Annotated in this window: 14 protein-coding genes; 13 read left to right on the top strand and 1 reads right to left on the bottom strand. The window is 47.8% G+C overall.

The window, feature by feature from the left end; genetic code table 11:
- The first annotated feature begins 416 nt into the window (after nt 1-416).
- The 4 genes from hpf (at nt 417) to NSQ58_RS02090 (ending at nt 6,396) form a co-directional block, all read left to right on the top strand.
- Nucleotides 417-977, top strand: coding sequence for a ribosome hibernation-promoting factor, HPF/YfiA family (gene hpf / locus NSQ58_RS02105; protein ID WP_023990642.1), 561 nt, complete (start codon nt 417-419; stop codon nt 975-977).
- A gap of 413 nt (nt 978-1,390) precedes the next feature.
- Nucleotides 1,391-3,841 (top strand): preprotein translocase subunit SecA, encoded by a 2,451-nt coding sequence (gene secA / locus NSQ58_RS02100; RefSeq protein WP_023990640.1) that lies wholly within the window; start codon nt 1,391-1,393, stop codon nt 3,839-3,841.
- A gap of 445 nt (nt 3,842-4,286) precedes the next feature.
- Nucleotides 4,287-5,400, top strand: a protein-coding gene (gene prfB, locus NSQ58_RS02095) for a peptide chain release factor 2 (RefSeq protein ID WP_103744773.1) whose coding sequence is annotated in 2 segments (ribosomal slippage) — nt 4,287-4,358 and nt 4,360-5,400 — 1,113 coding nt in all. Because the reading frame shifts where the segments join, the coding sequence is not laid out codon by codon here.
- Nucleotides 5,401-5,496: 96 nt separating this feature from the next.
- Nucleotides 5,497-6,396 carry a YitT family protein gene (locus NSQ58_RS02090; RefSeq protein WP_023990638.1) on the top strand — a complete coding sequence of 300 codons (900 nt, stop codon included), beginning with the start codon at nt 5,497-5,499 and terminating at the stop codon, nt 6,394-6,396.
- A gap of 94 nt (nt 6,397-6,490) precedes the next feature.
- On the opposite strand, the gene NSQ58_RS02085 is transcribed toward NSQ58_RS02090, so the two are convergent.
- Nucleotides 6,491-7,411: an SMP-30/gluconolactonase/LRE family protein gene (locus NSQ58_RS02085; protein ID WP_013312255.1), complete on the bottom strand. Its 921-nt coding sequence runs from the start codon at nt 7,409-7,411 to the stop codon at nt 6,491-6,493.
- Nucleotides 7,412-7,801: 390 nt separating this feature from the next.
- Here NSQ58_RS02085 and argC point away from each other — a divergent pair, with 390 nt between their 5' ends.
- From argC to NSQ58_RS02040, 9 genes are all read left to right on the top strand, one after another.
- The gene (gene argC, locus NSQ58_RS02080; protein ID WP_023990636.1) at nt 7,802-8,851 is read left to right on the top strand and encodes an N-acetyl-gamma-glutamyl-phosphate reductase; all 1,050 of its coding nucleotides are present in this window, start codon (nt 7,802-7,804) and stop codon (nt 8,849-8,851) included.
- A gap of 103 nt (nt 8,852-8,954) precedes the next feature.
- Nucleotides 8,955-10,181, top strand: a complete 1,227-nt coding sequence (gene argJ / locus NSQ58_RS02075; protein ID WP_028542130.1) for a bifunctional glutamate N-acetyltransferase/amino-acid acetyltransferase ArgJ — start codon at nt 8,955-8,957, stop codon at nt 10,179-10,181.
- Between the two features lie 118 nt (nt 10,182-10,299).
- A complete protein-coding gene (argB, locus tag NSQ58_RS02070) occupies nt 10,300-11,139 on the top strand; it encodes an acetylglutamate kinase (RefSeq protein ID WP_025723996.1) in 840 nt (279 codons plus the stop codon).
- A 53-nt stretch (nt 11,140-11,192) separates the two neighbouring features.
- On the top strand, nt 11,193-12,455 hold the full coding sequence (locus NSQ58_RS02065; RefSeq protein ID WP_341056799.1) for an acetylornithine transaminase: 1,263 nt from the start codon (nt 11,193-11,195) through the stop codon (nt 12,453-12,455).
- A 48-nt stretch (nt 12,456-12,503) separates the two neighbouring features.
- Nucleotides 12,504-13,460 carry an ornithine carbamoyltransferase gene (argF, locus tag NSQ58_RS02060; protein ID WP_028542128.1) on the top strand — a complete coding sequence of 319 codons (957 nt, stop codon included), beginning with the start codon at nt 12,504-12,506 and terminating at the stop codon, nt 13,458-13,460.
- Nucleotides 13,461-13,520: 60 nt separating this feature from the next.
- On the top strand, nt 13,521-14,756 hold the full coding sequence (locus NSQ58_RS02055) for an argininosuccinate synthase (RefSeq protein WP_013312249.1): 1,236 nt from the start codon (nt 13,521-13,523) through the stop codon (nt 14,754-14,756).
- Nucleotides 14,757-14,842: 86 nt separating this feature from the next.
- Nucleotides 14,843-16,255: an argininosuccinate lyase gene (argH, locus tag NSQ58_RS02050; RefSeq protein ID WP_028542127.1), complete on the top strand. Its 1,413-nt coding sequence runs from the start codon at nt 14,843-14,845 to the stop codon at nt 16,253-16,255.
- Nucleotides 16,256-16,768: 513 nt separating this feature from the next.
- Complete coding sequence (locus NSQ58_RS02045) at nt 16,769-17,020, top strand: hypothetical protein (protein WP_028542126.1); 252 nt, start codon at nt 16,769-16,771, stop codon at nt 17,018-17,020.
- Entirely contained in the window at nt 17,013-19,472 is a 2,460-nt protein-coding gene (locus NSQ58_RS02040; protein WP_279835377.1) for a glycosyltransferase family 2 protein, read from the top strand. The genes NSQ58_RS02045 and NSQ58_RS02040 overlap by 8 nt, the downstream gene beginning before the upstream one ends.
- Nucleotides 19,473-19,488: the final 16 nt, after the last annotated feature.

Raw genomic sequence — 19,488 nt, 5'->3', positions numbered from 1 at the left:
CCATCTCTTCCAAATCCGTTATCTTAGGATTTTCGTATAGGAAGAGCCAGCTAGGCTGGGTGTAATAATCCTTTCGTATAAATTGCCTGCGTTATAACCAGGCCTTGCATATCGCACAAGCCCATGTACCTAATCCAGCGGGAAAAGGCCACCCCCTTTTTCGATAAAATAGCTTAGCATGAAGCCCAAAATAGTTGTTTGTCGTGACGTCAGCGGGGCAATATTTATATATGCACTCATTATTCACATATGTATGCAAGTCAATTTTAAACATACCTGTTTTCAAAGAATGACGTTATCGGAAGCGTTTTAGCGAAAAAAGAAGAATTTTGTAAAATAGCTTCGAAATGTTGGTCTCTTTTTTTACTTGGCGTTAACATATGTGCTATACTGAAGGAGCAAAGGAGGCGTGCCCTATGAACTTAACAGTACGAGGTCAACAGATCGAGGTTACCGACGCTTTGAAGGACTACGTTGATAAGAAATTCAGCAGACTTGAAAAGTATTTCGATGCACCCCCGACGTCTGATGGAAGTGTAACGTTAAGCACAACCAGAGATTTGCACACTGTAGAAGTAACCATTCCTTTGCCGGGGCTTGTACTCCGTGCCGAAGACGAGAGCGATGACATGTATTCATCCATTGATGCCGTGGTAGACAAGCTTGAACGGCAAATTCGCAAGCACAAAACCAAGCTAAACCGTAAATTCCGTCAGGAAGGCAGTTTGAAAACTCTTTTTGTGGAAGATCCGGCAGGTGGCGTGGCTGTTGCTGAAGATGAGGATGTAGAACTGGATGAGCTGGAAGTCGTCCGCACCAAGCGTTTCTTATTGAAACCTATGGATGTGGAAGAAGCTATTCTTCAAATGAACATGGTTGGACATAATTTCTTTGTGTTTTCCAATATTGACAACGAAGAAGTTAACGTAGTTTACAAGCGCAATGATGGTAAATACGGTCTGATCGAACGGGAATAGCCTATGAAGTAGGAACTTTTCACATTTTAAAATGAATAGAACGATTTTGATTGAAGCATGCTTCATGGATATTAGGAAAATGAAAACAACACGAGCCTTATCCTTGCGAACCTGGCGGGATAGGGCTCTTTTATATGTTTTTTTTGTAAATGTAAGGAAATTTCAACTTGGATAAGCGTAACGAAGTTGTGTATTTCGTGCGTCAATTGTTTTGGTATCTTTAACCGGATGCAAATCTGGAGGCTGCTTGTGTTGCGGCATGTCCTACAAACTGTTACAATTTATGCAAAGAACATCGCACGATGGGCTGGTACAGCCGGGCCTGTCAAACATATCGGGAATCAATTTCATCATGGACCCTTTCTTATTGTGAAATTGATTCTATTAATTGTTTTGCGCGAAAGGGGTAAACCATGCTAGGAATTGTTAAGAAAATCTTCGGAGATACCAATGAACGTGACGTCAAGCGTTTAATGAAGACGGTTGAACTGATCAATAAGATAGAGCCGGATTTCGAAAAGCTCTCGGATGAGGAGTTGCAAGCGAAGACGGCAGAATTTAAAGCTCGGGTCGAACAAGGGACTACGGCTGAAGAAATTTTGCCGGAAGCTTTTGCAACGGTTCGCGAAGCGTCAAAGCGGGTGCTGGGTAAACGTCATTATGACGTACAGATGCTCGGCGGTATTGCGCTGCATGAAGGTAAAATTGCCGAGATGAAAACCGGTGAAGGTAAAACACTGGTAGGAACACTGCCGGTTTATTTGAATGCTCTGTTGGGCAAAGGCGTGCACGTGGTTACGGTCAATGACTATTTGGCGCAACGTGACAGCGGAGAAATGGGACAGATTTATAACTTCCTGGGAATGTCCGTAGGGCTGAATTTGGCCAATATGGATCATGCCGCCAAGCAGGCAGCCTATGCTTGTGACATCACGTACGGTACAAACAACGAGTTCGGGTTCGATTATCTGCGTGATAATATGGTGCTTTACAAAGAGCAGATGGTACAACGTCCGTTGTACTTCTGTATCATTGATGAAGTCGATTCTATTCTCGTCGATGAAGCCCGTACGCCATTGATTATTTCAGGACAAGCTCAGAAATCGACAGAGCTGTATTTCGCGGCTGACCGTTTTGTGAAGAGCCTGAGTGTTGAAGAAGATTACACGCTGGATATTAAGGTGAAGTCGGTTGCTTTGACCGAAAACGGCGTATCCAAGGCCGAGAATTTCTTTGGTCTTGAAAACTTGTACGATCAGGAAAGTGTTACAATCAATCACCACATTGTACAGGCATTGAAGGCTAATGCTATTATGCGTTTGGATGTGGACTATGTCGTAGCTGACGGTGAGGTCCTGATTGTCGATGAGTTTACAGGTCGTCTGATGGCTGGACGCCGTTACAGTGATGGTCTGCATCAAGCCATTGAAGCGAAGGAAAACATCATTGTACAAAATGAAAGCATGACGCTAGCGACGATTACATTCCAAAACTATTTCCGTATGTACCGCAAATTGGCGGGGATGACGGGTACAGCGAAAACAGAAGAAGAAGAATTCAAAAAAATATATGGTCTGGAAGTACTCCAAATTCCAACGAATCGGCCTAACCAGCGTGTAGATATGCCTGACGTTGTATACAAGAGCGTAAAAGGCAAATTCCATGCAGTGGTGGATGAAATCCTGGAGCGCAACAAAAAGAACCAACCGATATTGGTAGGTACGGTTTCTATTGAAAACTCGGAGCTTCTTTCTGAAATGCTGAAACGCAAAGGCGTTCGTCACAAAGTGCTTAACGCCAAGTATCATGCTGAGGAAGCTGAGATTATTTCCCGTGCAGGTGAAGCTGGCGCAGTTACCATCGCTACCAACATGGCTGGACGCGGTACTGACATCGTACTGGGCGAAGGCGTATCAGAACTCGGTGGTTTGCACATCATCGGTACAGAACGTCATGAATCCCGTCGTATTGATAATCAGCTTCGCGGACGTGCAGGACGTCAGGGTGATCCGGGCTCCACACAGTTTTACTTATCGCTGGGCGATGAGTTAATGAAGCGTTTTGGTGCGGACAACGTGCTGAGTATGATGGAGCGTTTGGGCTTCGAGGAAGACCAACCTATCGAGAGCCGTATGATTACACGTGCTATCGAATCAGCTCAAAAACGTGTCGAAGGCAACAACTTTGATCAGCGTAAAGTTGTTCTCCAGTATGATGATGTAATGAACCAGCAGCGTGCTATTATTTACAAGCAACGCCGTGAGGTGCTGGAATCAGAGAACATCAAGGAAATTGTGTTCGATATGATCAAGCCTGTCATTGAGCGCGTAGTGGAAGCTCATTGCGGCGATGACATTCCTGAAAACTGGGAGCTTGAAGAAGTAGCAGAGTATGTGAACAACAACCTGCTTGAGGAAAATACACTTACGCGTGATGACCTGTGGGGCAAGGAAAAAGAGGAGATCGTGGATATGATCTTCGAGAAAGTTACCAACAGATACCACAGCCGTGAAGAAATGATTGGCGAAGATATGGTACGCGAGTTCGAGAAGGTTATCGTATTGCGTGCAGTCGATAGCAAATGGATGGACCATATTGATGCTATGGATCAATTGCGTCAAGGTATTCACTTGCGTGCTTACGGCGGTACCGATCCGCTGCGCGAATATCAATTTGAAGGCTTCGAGATGTTCCATGCTATGATTGCTAGCATCCAAGAGGAAGTAGCCACATACATCATGAAAGCACAAATCGAATCCAATCAAGAGCGTCAGGCTGTCATCGACGAAGACAAAATCTCGACGAGTGGTGAACCTGCGGCTCCTAAAAAGAAATCCGCTCCTTCGCGTCCGCGTAGAAAATAACGGATTGAAATTAAGGGAGAGATCTTGAGATACACTATTCCCTGCAGTGCATATAATGGCAGGCGGCAGTTCAACCACTGACCGTCGGCCATTTTGTGCCATACAGGGGTGAGACTGATGTTTTCAACTTATAGGTCTCTGTTGGAGGATCAGTTTGAACATTGATGAATGGCTAGCTTGATCTCAATTCTTTTTAAACAATTATGACAAGCAAGCTGGTCTCTGCTTGTTTGTCAGTTAATTCAGTTCTTGACTCGGCTCATATACCAGAGCCGATAATTTAAAAGTCGTTTGACTCTACGGCGGTCGGCAGCGAAGCGGAGGATTTGAATCTGGAGAAGCGCCAGCGATCGTAAGATCAAATCATTCGCGCAGCGCCTACCCATCAGCCGTAACTCACAACGCTTTTACTCCCCTAACCCTATATTAAAAGGAGAATGTCATCATGATTGATCCAAATGTAAAACATGATTTAAGAGAAATAGGCAAGAAACTAACAAACCTTAGGGGGTCTCTTTGACTTAGATCTCAAACAGGAAATGATCTCAAACTTTGAGGAAAAGATGGCTGCGCCTGATTTTTGGGATGATAACGATAAAGCTCAAGCCGTGATCGCGGAAATGAACGCGGTTAAGTCTTCTGTAGACAGCTATGAACAGCTCCGTCAGGAATATGAGGATGCGGGGATGATGGCTGAGCTAGCTGATGAGGAAGGCGACGAAACACTGGCTGGAGAAATTGAAAATAGTATCAGATCTTTGCTGAGCAAGCTTCAAGAGTTTGAACTCCAATTGCTTTTGAATCAGCCATATGACAAGCTTAATGCCATTTTGGAGTTGCATCCGGGGGCGGGTGGAACCGAGTCGCAGGACTGGGGTCAAATGCTGCTACGGATGTATACACGCTGGGCAGAAAAACGCGGTTTTAAGGTAGAAACGCTGGATTACCTTGCGGGTGATGAAGCAGGGATCAAAAGTGTAACGCTGCTGATCAAGGGCTATAATGCTTATGGCTACCTCAAAGCAGAAAAAGGCGTGCATCGTCTCGTTCGCATTTCTCCATTTGATTCCTCGGGTCGTCGGCATACGTCGTTCGTATCCTGCGATGTCGTACCGGAAATTGCGGATGATGTGGACGTTGAGATCCGGACAGAGGATCTTAAAATTGATACGTACCGGGCCAGCGGTGCAGGTGGTCAGCATATTAATACGACCGACTCAGCCGTTCGAATTACGCATCTTCCTTCCGGCATTGTGGTAACTTGTCAAAATGAGCGCTCCCAGATCAAGAACCGTGAGCAGGCAATGACGATGCTCCGTTCCAAGCTCTACGAGCGTAAGATCGAAGAGCAGCGTCAGCAATTGGACGAAATCCGCGGAGAACAGTCCGATATTGCATGGGGCAGTCAAATTCGCTCCTACGTGTTCCATCCATACAGCATGGTTAAGGATCATCGTACTAGCGTGGAAACTGGCAACGTAGGAGCTGTCATGGATGGCGATCTCGATCCGTTCATCGATGGTTACCTGCGCAGCCAAATTAAGCTGGACGCAGAATAATAGCCTGTACGTTTTCCTACAGTCTGCAGACCATGTGCCTGCGGACTGTAGGAATTTTTGTGTAACGGTATTTTTAACTAAAGGAGAACACGAATGATGTCTCAATTGAATCCCCCCGCTGCCCGCCGAAGACGCCGTAAGCCTCTGATTGCCGCCAGCGGACCCGCACGCAACGTGACCGACATTTTGCTGATTATACTCGGCTCTTTCATTACAGCGCTGACCTTTAACATGTTCTTGCTTCCAAACCGGATTGCATCCGGGGGTGTATCGGGCTTGTCTATCTTGGGTGAGGACCTGTTTGGCCTGGAACCAGCCTATACGCAGTGGGGAATGAATATTCCGTTATTTATAGCAGGGGTCCTGCTGTTAGGGAAAAAATACGGTTTGCGTTCTTTACTGGGAAGTATTATGCTGCCGCTATTCGTTTATGTCACGAAGGACTGGGCAGTTCCGACAACAAATCCGTTGCTGGCTTCGCTATATGGTGGAATCGGAGTAGGGTTGGGTTTGGGGACTGTATTTCGGGGCAGGGGCTCGACGGGTGGACTGGCTATTTTGGCGCAGATTATTCAAAAGTATACGGGCTTTAGTCTTTCTCTCTGTGTTATGTTGATGGATGGCACGGTGATTACACTGGCTGGTTTCGCCCTCTCGCCGGAACGTGCGCTGTATGCGTTGATTGGCTTGTTTGTAACTGGTAAGGTCATTGATGCTGTGGAAATGGGACTGAGCTACTCCAAAGTAGCTTACATCATATCCAATCAGAAAGAAACGATCACGCAGGCTATTTTGCAGGATTTGGACCGAGGATTGACAGAGCTGGCAGGGCGGGGTGGTTACACGAACGAAGAACGTCCTGTTCTTATGGTTGTAGTCGGACAAAACGAGGTAACTCGCCTCAAGACGCTCGTCCGCTTGGTAGACCCGGAAGCTTTTGTGATTATTAGTAATACTCGTGAGGTATTGGGTGAAGGGTTTAAGAAGGAAAGCTAAAACAAAGGGGCCTGTCTGAGACTTGCTCTTAACTGAATCAATGCAGGAGAGCCCACTAATGTAGTAGGCTCCTCTCTCTTTTAGAATAGCTTTACTAGATTCTTTTTACTAATCGTTCAAGCCAATTTGCCGGTTGTCCTTGATTGAAATACGAGGTTAGCGTTCCTCTTACCCCTGTTTTGACCATAAATAGACCGCCTGCTAATGGTTGATCGGCACTATCATTATCTTGAGCAGTCGTAATATATAACTCATCCAGATGTTCACCGCCAAAAGCACACGAAGTCACACAATTGACGGGGAGTGACACCTCAGCAATCACTTCTCCATGAGCAGGATGGATACGGGAGACACGTTTACCACCCCATCGCGCGACCCACAACATGCCCTCTGCATCGATTGTCATGCCATCTGGATACCCTTCACTTTCATCCAATCTAGCCACCAGTTGCTTATTCCTAATCGTGCCTTGTGCCACATCGTAATCGAAGGAGACGACCTCCAATGTTGGAGTATCAATGTAATACATTGTACGATGATCTGCGCTCCAGGCTAATCCATTAGATATGGAAGCTTTATCAACCAGTAAGGAGACATTGCCTTTTGTGCTCAGACTATACAATGCTCCTTGCGCGTGTTCGCCATTTAGGCTCATTGTTCCTGCTAAAAAACGTCCTGTAGGATCGCATTTTCCATCATTAAAACGATTACCTAGTTTACCTTCCTCAGGATCATGGATCAATACTTTGGCCCCTGTCTCAATATCCAAACAATATAGACCGCTAATCAGCGCTACGATCACTTTATTTTTGAGATAAGGTACAACTGCACCAATATGTTCACCAACCTCTATTGTACGATCTGTGCACGTAGAAGGATCATAGATATGCAATTGAAAACCTTCAATATCGACCCAAAATAAACGCTGAAACCGCTGATCCCAGCTGGGACCCTCGCCTAACTTTGCCTTTGCATCTATAACGATATTCGCTGTATATGTTTCGATGTGTAGCACCCCTAACGTTTAAGTTTATTTTCGACCCCAATTATCCGCTTCAGCGGCTCCTCTGCGCAGATTCACTAGATGCAGCCCATGTGACTCCCTTCATGTTCAACAAGTTCATAAAGTGCAGCAAACGGCCAATCGAGATGAATACCAATATATGAGATAATTTAAAGGGAATATCCCCCCCTTTTCTTTATGCAAAACGGCAGACTGTATTCAAGAGACTCTCTGTCTATTTTTTATTTCCTTTATTATAGCTCGTACAGCTTGTCCGTCAAAAGAATAGACAAGAGCGCATATTTTAAATTTGGAGGAATAACATGACATGAGGTGTTGTATTTATATGAATAGAGTCGTATAATAATACATATTTCATAAGAACGGAATGGAGGAAGGTCTGTGAGCAGCAAGTTAAAAGTGGCAATTGTCGGTTCCACCGGGTATGGCGGGGTGGAGCTGATTCGTTTTTTGGTTCATCATCCGCAAGTAGAGATTGTATCTGTTATTTCTTCGTCCAGCGCGGGTGTCCCAATCAGTGACGGGTTTCCACATCTAACGGACATTGTGGTGCAGGATTTGGACGGTGTCGAAGTCCACGAAATTGCTGCCAAGGCCGATCTGGTTTTCACTGCTACGCCATCGGGCGTTAGTACCAAGTTAGTGCCGCAGCTTCTTGATGCCGGACTGAAAGTCATTGACCTTTCCGGGGACTTCAGGCTTCGAAGCGGGGAAACGTATGAAGCATGGTATAAAAAGCCTGCGGCTTCACCCGAGTATCTCAAGCAAGCGGTATACGGACTCAGTGAGGTGTATGCAGAAAAGCTGGCGGGCGTTTCTTTTATTTCAAATCCAGGCTGTTATCCGACCGCAACATTGCTGGGGATTATTCCTGCGCTGAAAGCGGATTGGATTGACCATCGGTCGCTGATTGTGGATGCCAAATCCGGTGTATCCGGCTCGGGTAGGGGAACAAGTCTTGTTTCGCATTATGCGGAAATGAACGAGAATTTCAAGGCTTATAAGGTGAATAAGCACCAGCACATCCCTGAGATCGAACAGGTACTAGGTGATATTGCGGGCGAGGACGTTACGATTACGTTTACGACACAACTTGTTCCAATGACCCGAGGAATTATGAGTACAATTTATGTCACGCTGAAGGGTGACCATACAGATCAGGATCTTATCGGGTTATACCGGGATTATTATAAAGGGCATCCTTTTGTCCGTGTACGTGGCGAAGGTATATGGCCAGCAACGAAGGAAGTATTGGGTTCGAATTACTGCGACATCGGTTTTGCAGCAGATGCCCGAACCGGGCGTCTTACGATTATTTCTGTCATTGATAATGTTGTGAAGGGTGCAGCTGGACAGGCGATTCAGAATTTAAATTTGATGATGGGATGGGAGGAGACCCTCGGGCTGGGCTTCATACCGGTATATCCGTAAGTAGCAAGTAACCGCAACAAGATGCAGGAAACGTCAGCGAGCGGAATTTCGAATACAGGCAGCTGCCATTCATCGAATATGTTGCGAACGAGGGCACATAATTATGGGCAAAGTAGAGTTTACAGTAGTAAACGGGGGGAACATTGTAACTCCGCGTGGCTTTACAGCCGGGGGATTACACTGCGGACTAAAAAATTCGAACCGCAACGATATGGGCGCGATTCGTTGTGAGGTAGAGGCGACAGCTGCTGCGGTGTACACCACCAATGTGTTTCAAGCTGCACCGCTGAAGGTGACCCGCGAGAGCTTGGCAGATGGTCGATTGCAGGCAGTAGTGGTGAACAGCGGGAACGCCAATGCCTGTACGGGACAGCAAGGGGAGCAGGATGCCTACGCTATGCGTTCGGCTGCGGCTCGTGAACTGGGTGTTGCTGAGAGCAATGTAGCCGTCGCCTCGACGGGCGTGATCGGCGAGCATTTGAAAATGGATCGTGTGCTTGGCGGAATATCCTCCTTACCTGACCGTATGAACGGGGCAAACGATGGAGCGGAGCAATTTACCCAAGCCATTCTGACAACGGATTTGGTTAAAAAGGAAGCATGTGTGGCGGTTGAGGTGGACGGTGTGACCGTACACATCGCCGGGGCGGCCAAGGGATCGGGCATGATACATCCGAATATGGCAACGATGCTCGCTTTTATGACCTGTGATGCAGTGATCGGACAGACGGCGCTTCATCAACTATTAAAGCAGGCAACGGATACCAGCTTTAATATGATTACGGTGGATGGGGATACGAGCACGAACGATATGCTAATCGCCATGGCGAGCGGACTGGCTGGCAACCGTGAGCTGCACGTAGGGCATCCCGATTGGGACGCTTTTGCCGAGGCGTTCACCTATATCTGCCGAGAGCTGGCGAAGGCAATTGCTCGCGATGGAGAGGGTGCTACGAAGCTGGTAGAGGTGTCTGTAAGCGGAGCGGTAAGCGATGCGTCCGCCCAAGCGATAGCCAAGACAGTGGTTGGGTCCAGTCTGGTCAAGTCGGCCGTTTTCGGAGCAGATGCGAATTGGGGACGGATTATTGCGGCCGTAGGGCGTGCCGGAGAACCTGTTAATCCAGATACGGTAGATATTCGCTTGGGTGATATTGTTGTGCTAAGCCAATCGAGTCCGGTCGCTTTTGGCGAAGAAGAGGCGCTAGCCTATTTGCGGGGAGATACGGTGCAGATTATTGTTGATTTGCATCACGGGAACGGAACCGCTACAGCATGGGGCTGTGACCTAACCTATGATTATGTGCGGATTAACGCAGCTTATCGGACATAGGTACCAGAATAAAATACGGATTGAATAAGGATAGTAGTTGTTAGAAGCAACGAGCGGATGGAAGTCCAGTATCATTTGAAAATGGCACGGATATGCAGAGAAGAAAAGGAGAGATGATATGCAATCGGCAGTGGAACACGCGGATCAAGCGAATCATGCGGGAGTGGCACGTCGTAATTTTGTGATGAAATGCGGAGGAAGTACGCTGGCTGCGTTACCTGATTCCTTTTTTGAAGATTTGGCGCGTTTGCAGTCGGAAGGTCTTCAACCTGTCATTGTACATGGCGGTGGCCCTGCGATTTCCGACAACTTGGCGAAGCTGGGGATCGAAACGGAGTTTATTCATGGATTACGCAAAACGACCGAACCTGTGTTGGATGTCGTGGAAATGGTACTGGCAGGCAGCATTAACAAGCAGATTGTACGTAGAATAGGGATGCATGGGGGCCGAGCGTTGGGGTTGTCAGGCAGTGATGGCTATTTAATCGAAGCCAAGCCTGTGTCGAATGCCGCTGAGGTCGGTTGGGTCGGAGAGGTAACATCCGTTCAAGCCTCGATTATTACAGGTGTACTGGATATGGACTATATGCCTGTTATTGCACCCATCGGGATTGATCGATCGGGTCAGCGTTACAACATTAATGCGGATACAGCGGCGGGTGCGGTAGCCTCTCATCTGGGGGTCAGTCGGATGATCGTCGTTACAGATGTACCAGGCATATTGAAGAAGTATGGCGGAGAAAAGAGAGTGCTGGACTCTATCACTGTACAGGAGATTGAGGATATGATCAGCACAGGTGAAATATACGGTGGTATGATCCCGAAAGTGAGAGCGGCTATTGCCTGTATCCACGGCAAAGTGAAGGAAGTCGTCATTGTGAACGGTAGCGAACCGCAGGTACTAAGCCGTGTGCTGGGCGGAGAATCGATTGGAACACGCATCGTGCGTATGCAGTAATTACAATATATAGCTCGACCTATATAACCAAACGATAAAGGAGCGTGAACATAATGAGTAAGGAACCGAATACGCTGGTGAGCGAGGAAATGCCAAGTACGGATGGAAGCGGAGTGCAAACGGAAAAGGTGTCGGCAAAAGCGCAGACAGAAAGCTCTCTTTTTCCAACCTACGCAAGATACCCGCTTACGCTGGTAAAAGGACAAGGAAGCTGGCTGTGGGATGATCAGGGCAAGCGTTATCTGGATTTCATGTCAGGCATTGCCGTTACCAATCTCGGCCATGCGCCTCAAGCAGTAGCTGAGCGATTGAAAAAACAGATCGATGAACTGTGGCATGTATCCAATCTGTTTCATATTCCGGGGCAAGAACGAGCCGCTGCCTTGCTGACAGCAAATAGCAGCGCGGATGCTGTGTTTTTCTGCAACAGCGGGGCCGAAGCGAACGAAGCTGCAATTAAGCTGGCGCGTCGTTACCACCAGAAGGTAAAGCAGACTGGTCGCTACGAAATCATTACGTTCACGCAATCCTTTCACGGACGGACGCTGGCAACCTTGACTGCTACGGGTCAGGACAAAGTTAAAGAGGGTTTTTTACCGCTTCCTGCTGGGTTCAAAAGTGTTCCGCTTCATGATCAGACGGCGCTTGAAGCAGCCATCAGTGAGCATACGGCGGCAATTATGCTGGAAATGGTGCAGGCCGAAGGCGGCATGTATCCGGTAGACCCTGTTTTCGTAGATGTGATCACAAAGTTGTGCCGCGAGCATGGTTTGCTGCTGATCATTGACGAGGTACAAACAGGTATGGGACGGACGGGCAAACTGTTTTCCTTTGAGCATTATGGTATAGAGCCGGATATCTTTACATTGGCGAAAGGACTGGGCAGTGGTTTCTCTGTGGGTGCGATGCTAGGCAAAGGATATTTGTGTGAAGCGTTCACAGCGGGCAGTCATGGTTCTACCTTTGGGGGTACGCCACTTGCTATGGCAGCGGTTCAAGCTACTATTGAAACGATTATTGATGACAAGCTACCAGAACGTGCAGCTGAGATGGGAGATTACCTTTTCCGTAGTCTGCAAAAGCAGCTTGGAGATAGTCCTTTTGTAAAGGATATCCGTGGAAAAGGTCTGATGGTCGGTATTGAGTGTGCAGAACCGGTAGCGGAGCTTGTTTTGGCAGGACAGAAGAAGGGGATTCTGTTCATTACAGCAGGACCGAACGTGATTCGTCTGTTGCCTAACTTGTATGTAACGAAAGACGAAATAGATCAGGCTGTAACATTGATTGCTGAATTGATTCGGGAGCATGTGGCTTAGTGTAAAGGCCAAATCATCCTAGACTAGAGTGTAAAAGGAGACGATAGCATGAGCCAGGGCGGCGCACTGCAGCAGATGAATTTGAAGGGGCGGGACTTCCTGGAACTGGACGATTACTCTCCAGAGGAAATCCAGTATTTAATTGATCTCGCCATTGAAATTAAGCGTAAGCACAAAAACGGAGAAACCTATCAGCCGCTAAAAGGGAAAACGCTCGGACTGATTTTCGAAAAATCCTCTACACGTACACGGGTATCTTTCGAAGTCGGTATGTATCAATTGGGTGGGCATGCTCTTTTCCTCAGCAAAAATGACATTCAATTGGGACGCGGCGAACCGATTAGCGACATGGCTCAAGTCATGTCACGTTATCTAGATGGCATTATGATTCGTACCTTTGGGCACGATAATGTTGTAGAGTTGGCACGTTATGCGTCCGTTCCTGTGATCAATGGATTGAGTGATTTAGCTCATCCGTGCCAAGTGCTAGCTGATTATCAAACCTTGTATGAGCAAAAGGGTAAGCTAAAAGGGCTCAAATTGGCTTACATCGGAGACGGTAACAATATGGCTCATTCCCTCTTGATTGGGGGAGCGAAGCTTGGAGTGCATGTGTCCATCGCAAGTCCAGCTGGATACGAGCCTGACCCGAGTGTGGTCGCAGCTTCCCGTGAAATTGCCAAACAGACAGGTAGTGAGATCGTTATAACCCAAAGTCCGCAGGAAGCAGTACGAGATGCGGATGCGATCTACACAGATGTGTGGGCGAGCATGGGCTTTGAGGAAGAGCAGAAGGAGCGGGAGCTTGCTTTTGCCGACTTCCAGGTGAATGAGGAGCTGGTCAAGCTGGCGAAGCCGGATTATTTATTCCTGCACTGTCTCCCTGCGCATCGTGGGGAAGAAGTGAGCGCAGGCGTAATCGATGGTCCGAATTCGGTCATTTTTGATGAAGCGGAGAATCGTCTGCATGCGCAAAAAGCACTGTTAGTTGCTTTAATGGCATAAGATTGATAGGTATTGATAGGTAAAGAAGATAAAGGTAAGCAATCGGGGAGGACTTCAACAATGGCAAAAGAAAAAATCGTACTCGCATATTCCGGCGGTCTGGATACGTCGGTCATTCTGAAATGGCTCAAAGAAACTTATGATGCTGAAATCATCGCATTCACCGCAGATATCGGTCAAAAGGAAGAACTGGACGGTTTGGAGGAAAAAGCACTCGCTACGGGGGCTTCCAAAGTATACATTGATGATCTGCGTGATGAATTCGCCAAGGATTTTATCTATCCGATGTTCCAGGCGGGTGCTTTATATGAAGGACAATATTTGCTCGGAACGAGTATTGCACGTCCATTGATCGCTAAGCGGATGGTCGATATTGCGATTGCCGAGGGAGCAACAGCCATTGCTCACGGGGCAACAGGCAAAGGTAACGATCAGGTGCGCTTCGAGCTGAACGCGGCGGCGTTGACGCCGGATATCAAGGTGATCGCACCTTGGCGGCTGGAAGAGTTCCGCAATCAGTTCCCGGGCCGTGCAGAAATGATTGCCTATGCGGAAAAACACGATATTCCGGTAACTGCTTCTGCAGCCAAGCCATACTCCATGGACCGTAATCTGCTGCATATCAGCTATGAAAGCGGTGTGCTGGAGGACCCTTGGTTTGATCCAAGTGCTCCTGAAAATAAAGAAATGTTCTTGCTCAGCAACGCGCCTGAGGACGCTCCTGATGAAGCAGAATATTTGGAGTTGGAATTTGAAGCAGGTAACTGCGTCGCTTTGAACGGAGAACAGCTAAATCCACTGCAAGTGATGGAAAAACTGAATGAGCTGGGCGGCAAGCATGGTATCGGACGTGTGGATATGGTGGAGAACCGTTTTGTTGGTATGAAGAGTCGGGGAGTCTATGAGACGCCGGGCGGTACGATCCTGTTCACAGCTCACCGTAAAATGGAATCTATCACGATGGATCGCGAGGTTATGAATCTGCGTGATAGTCTGATTACCCGTTATGCTACCTTGGTTTACAACGGTTTCTGGTTCGCACCGGAACGTGTCGCTTTGCAGGCTCTGGTTCATGAGAGTCAGAAAAATGTCAGTGGTACCGTGCGCGTGAAGCTGTACAAAGGCAACATTATCGGCGCAGGCGTTAAAAGTCCGGTTAGCTTGTACAATCCGGACATTGCGACCATGGAAGCCGATCCGACACAAGCCTACGATCAAGGCGATGCAACAGGCTTTATCCGCTTGAATGCTCTTCGTTTGAAGGTCAACGCGGGTGTAACACAAAATCATAAATAATGATGTAACCTAAAAAATGTACGGGATGCGGGCCGTTCTTGTCCAAACGACGAGGGCGGCTTGTATTGCAGAGAGGGGATCATGCAATGAGTAAGCTATGGGGCGGACGGTTTACGAAGCAAACGAACAAGCTGGTAGAGGAATATACGGCTTCTATCGGGTTTGATCAGGCGTTGGCGGAAGAAGATATTCAAGGCAGTTTGGCTCATGTGGCCATGCTGGGGAAATGTGGAATTATTCCGCAGGAGGATGCAGACACGATCAAGGAAGGACTACACACGGTCCTAGAGCGTATCCGCCGTGGGGAAATTGAATTTTCTGTTTCGGATGAGGATATTCACATGAATATCGAAAAAAATCTAATCGAGGCCATTGGTCCGGTCGGGGGTAAGCTGCACACTGGGCGTAGTCGTAACGATCAGGTAGCAACGGATATGCACTTGTATTTGCGCGGACGTGTGGTATCGCTGGTGGGTATGCTGCATGATGTACAAGCTGCATTAATCGGGCAGGCAAAGGATAATCTGGACACGATTGTACCTGGATACACACACTTGCAGCGTGCGCAGCCTATTTTATTTGCACATCATCTGCTGGCGTATGTGTCTATGCTGGAGCGTGATATTGACCGACTCAAAGACAGCTACAAGCGGATTAACGTGTTGCCGCTCGGTGCTGGCGCTTTGGCCGGGACCACTTTTCCGATCGACCGTCATTTTGTAGCCGAGCAACTGGGATTTGATGGCGTATATGAAAATAGCCTCGATGCCGTCAGCGACCGGGATTTTATCGTAGAGTTCCTGGCTGGCGCCTCGCTGATTATGACGCATTTGTCTCGTCTGAGCGAAGAATTGGTGCTATGGAGCAGCACGGAGTTTGGTTTTATCGAGCTGGATGATGCTTTTTGCACAGGCAGCAGCATTATGCCGCAGAAGAAAAACCCGGACGTGCCCGAGCTGGTACGTGGTAAAACCGGACGTGTCTATGGAAACCTCATGGGCTTGTTGACTGTACTGAAATCCTTGCCGTTGGCATACAACAAGGACATGCAGGAGGACAAGGAAGGGATGTTCGATACCGTTGCCACGCTGGAAGGAGCCTTGCAACTGTTCGCACCGATGATCGCCACGATGAAGGTGAACAAGGATCGCATGCGTCAAGCGGTCAACCAGGATTTCTCCAATGCAACTGATATTGCGGACTTTTTGGTCGGCAAAGGGCTTCCGTTCCGTCAGGCGCATGAGGTCATTGGCAAAACCGTGCTGTATTGCATCCAGCATGGAAAATATTTGCTTGATCTGACACTGGACGAATTTCAGCAGTTTTCGGATCTGTTCGACGATCGTATTTATGAGGTGCTTCAACCAGAAGCGGTAGTTAATGCACGGAATGTATATGGCGGAACCGCTACTGGGCAGGTACAGGCAGCCATTGGGCGCAGTGAACAGCTCCTGGCTAATACATCAACATGGTTTGAAGGGCACAAGCCGAAAAATTAATCAGTAAAGAAAGATATTATTGTCTTGCACAGTAGCGGGATGCTGTGTAAAATCAGATTTTAAGGAATTAGCAATCTAGGTTTCAAAGGCACCGCTCGCGGTGTCTTTTGTGCTTTTTGAGGTATTTGTTTTATTCATGATCCCAATGATCATGAAATGCATAGATTTCCTGGAAGGTATTTTTCATAGCATTTAATTTATAGTTCTAAATACCTACTAGTACGCTAGTGTGAAAGTTTCTAGAATTTACATTTTTGTATACTACGCCTACGATGATTATGGTAGAATAGCACTAAGTTTTTCATTGAATTACCAATTCAATAGGACAAGAACTATATTCAATAAATAAATGTCAAGTTACTAGAGGCACTTTTGATTAGGCCAATTTCATAAATGTGTAAATGAAGGGCTTGAATGAGAACATAGGTATGTCCTGGTTTCGGGAGAACGGCAAGTAAAAGCTCTAAAGTCGATGTAGCTGAAGGCAGAGTCGGGATGATCTAGGGAGGTATTATGAGAACTAAAAGGACGGCGCGTCAGTTAAAGAGCGCTTGGTTCGGTTATCGCGCTTCTGAAGCCGATCAACTGATATCTTCATTGCATGAGGAACGGATGCAAGCGGAGGAGTTACTGCGTGAGGAGCGGGAACTTTTCCATGCGGCGCTGGAACGGAAAAAGCAGCGGGATGCGGAGTTAAAGCAGCTGCTTGCGGATGCGCTTGCGGAAGAGCGGCGCTGGATTGAAAGGGCGGGAATTCATGGGTGACAAGCTTAGGTGGCAGGTTGGAGGAGTTTCAATTCGCCAAACCAAGAGAAGAATAAAAGAAGAGCGTCAGCGAATCGAACAACTGCAACAACAGCTAGAGGCTCAGCGGTTAGAGCAGGCCCCGGTGCTGTACAAGCTTGATTTTCATATTGAAGAGTTAGAACGGCGACTTCAGGATACAGAACTTCGTATCCAGGCGATACAGAACGCCAATGATACAGCAGCAGCTGTGGAACAATTGCTGGATGAAGGGATACAGGATGGACAGGTGCAGGAGGCTCAAGTCCAATATGCCTCTGGGCAGGAACAGACAGCAGCAGGAGCTGCTATGGGCGCTGCTTCCAGTATCCCTGGTACGGAAGGCGAAGAGGCCGCAACAGGAACGCAGAGCGGACGAAACGGCAAGGCCCGTCTAGGGGATCAACTGGTGGAGAACGGGATGATCACCCGCGATCAGCTGACAGATGCCATCCGTAACCAGAAGCGTTACGGTGGCAGGTTGGGCGATATTCTTGTAGAGATGGGCTTCATTACAGCCGAGCAGCTCCAAGAGCAGGTTGACGGCGACGAGTCCAAGGAGCGTCTAGGCGATATGCTGGTTCGTTCCGGCTATATATTACCGGAACAACTGGAGCGCGCACTGGAGTTCCAGGCGAAGAGCGGCGGGCTGCTCGGCGACATCTTGCTGTCATTGCAAATGCTGGAACCTGCGGATTTGTACCGCGCGATTGCTACACAGAACCGAATCGGGCGTATTGGTGAGGAGCTGGCGCTGGATGCGGCGTACAAACTACCCGAGCAAGTGGCAATGGCTTATGGCGTGGTCGTCATCCATCAGTATATGAACCGATATATTGTGGCGGTTAGCGATCCGTTGCCAGAAGAGCGACGCTTGAAGCTGGAGGAAATCCTGGGTATGCCGGTAGAGCAGGTGCTTGCTACGAAGGAAGAGATGGAGCAGCTCTGGGGTAAAATCTACGGTGAAGAAATGATGCAGGAGAGCACGACTGGGCTATTGGAAAAAGAACCGCACAATTCGGCGCGGACGACTTTTACAAAGGGACAACTTTGGGTGTTCGCAGCTATGGGTATGATTACACTGCTCGGTCTCTTGTGGAACAGTTGGAAAACGGTGTTGATCATCAATATGATGATTCAGCTGTTTTATTTTGCGATGACGCTATTTAAATTTGGCATTATTTATCTCGGTTCCCGGCGTGGGGCGCAGCTTCGTTTTACGAAGGAAGAGGTTGACGCCATGGATGAAAAGAAACTGCCGATCTATACCATTCTTGTACCTATGTATAAGGAGGCGGGCGTGCTTCCGATGTTGTTGCGGAATTTGGAGCAGCTGGATTATCCAAAGTCCAAGCTGGATGTGCGGCTGCTGATTGAAGAGGATGACATTGAGACGATCGAGCTACTTCGTGAAATGAAGCTGCCGGCCTATTACACGACACTGGTCGTTCCAGACGGTTTGCCGAAAACCAAGCCGAAGGCATGTAATTATGGACTTATTCGGGCACGTGGCGAGTTTGTCGTGATTTACGATGCTGAGGATCGTCCCGACGCTGATCAGCTTAAAAAGGTCATTGCAGCGTTCGATTCACTCCCTGAGCATTATGCATGTATTCAAGCGAAGCTCAACTACTTTAATAGTACACAAAATTTGCTGACCCGCTGGTTCACTCAAGAATACAGTATGTGGTTCGAGTTACTGCTGCCGGGTATTATGCAGTTAGATACCCCAATTCCTTTAGGCGGCACATCCAATCATTTTCGGGTATCTGTATTGAAAGATATTAATGCGTGGGACCCCTACAATGTAACCGAGGATGCCGATCTGGGCATACGTCTGTATAAAGGCGGCTACAAAACTGCTATTGTCGATTCCCGCACATGGGAGGAAGCTAACAGCCGCGTGGGCAACTGGATTCGTCAGCGGTCACGCTGGATCAAGGGGTATATGCAGACATGGCTGGTTCATATGCGCAATCCGGTTAAGCTGGTGCGCGAAGTGGGCTGGAAGGGCTTTTTCGGCTTTCAGGTGATGATTTTGGCAACTCCGATGTTGCCGTTGCTGAATCCGATTTTTTGGGGTTTGCTTATTTTATGGTTTGGCTGGGAATTGTCCTTTATTCCCAAGCTGTTCCCGGGGTATGTGTATTACCTGGCCAGCGCGGAATTTTATATTGGTAACTTTCTGTTCGTATTCAGTAACGTGGCCGGAATGTATTGGGTCATCGGAGAACTGGAAGAGCGCGGTGAACGAACATTTTCATACGCGATGGTCAAATATGGGCTACTCTCGCCGTTATATTGGGTACTTATGAGTATAGCTGCGGTGAAAGCCGCTTGGCAGCTCATTACCAAGCCGTTCTATTGGGAGAAGACGACACATGGTCTGACCGATATGCACGACTTGGATGATACCCCGGCACAGTCCTCCTGAATATGAAGAAAGAAGG

The organism is Paenibacillus sp. FSL M7-0134 (assembly GCF_038007865.1).
Classification (GTDB): domain Bacteria; phylum Bacillota; class Bacilli; order Paenibacillales; family Paenibacillaceae; genus Paenibacillus; species Paenibacillus polymyxa_B.
The sequence above is the reverse complement of the archived record's forward strand: the minus strand, read 5'-3'. Positions and strand labels throughout refer to the sequence as shown.

Coding starts and splice junctions, on each gene's coding strand:
- hpf (WP_023990642.1), top strand. CDS start 417: ATGAACTTAACAGTACGAGGTCAACAGATCGAGGTTACCGACGCTTTG.
- secA (WP_023990640.1), top strand. CDS start 1,391: ATGCTAGGAATTGTTAAGAAAATCTTCGGAGATACCAATGAACGTGAC.
- NSQ58_RS02090 (WP_023990638.1), top strand. CDS start 5,497: ATGTCTCAATTGAATCCCCCCGCTGCCCGCCGAAGACGCCGTAAGCCT.
- argJ (WP_028542130.1), top strand. CDS start 8,955: ATGGGCAAAGTAGAGTTTACAGTAGTAAACGGGGGGAACATTGTAACT.
- argB (WP_025723996.1), top strand. CDS start 10,300: ATGCAATCGGCAGTGGAACACGCGGATCAAGCGAATCATGCGGGAGTG.
- NSQ58_RS02065 (WP_341056799.1), top strand. CDS start 11,193: ATGAGTAAGGAACCGAATACGCTGGTGAGCGAGGAAATGCCAAGTACG.
- argF (WP_028542128.1), top strand. CDS start 12,504: ATGAGCCAGGGCGGCGCACTGCAGCAGATGAATTTGAAGGGGCGGGAC.
- NSQ58_RS02055 (WP_013312249.1), top strand. CDS start 13,521: ATGGCAAAAGAAAAAATCGTACTCGCATATTCCGGCGGTCTGGATACG.
- argH (WP_028542127.1), top strand. CDS start 14,843: ATGAGTAAGCTATGGGGCGGACGGTTTACGAAGCAAACGAACAAGCTG.
- NSQ58_RS02045 (WP_028542126.1), top strand. CDS start 16,769: ATGAGAACTAAAAGGACGGCGCGTCAGTTAAAGAGCGCTTGGTTCGGT.
- NSQ58_RS02040 (WP_279835377.1), top strand. CDS start 17,013: ATGGGTGACAAGCTTAGGTGGCAGGTTGGAGGAGTTTCAATTCGCCAA.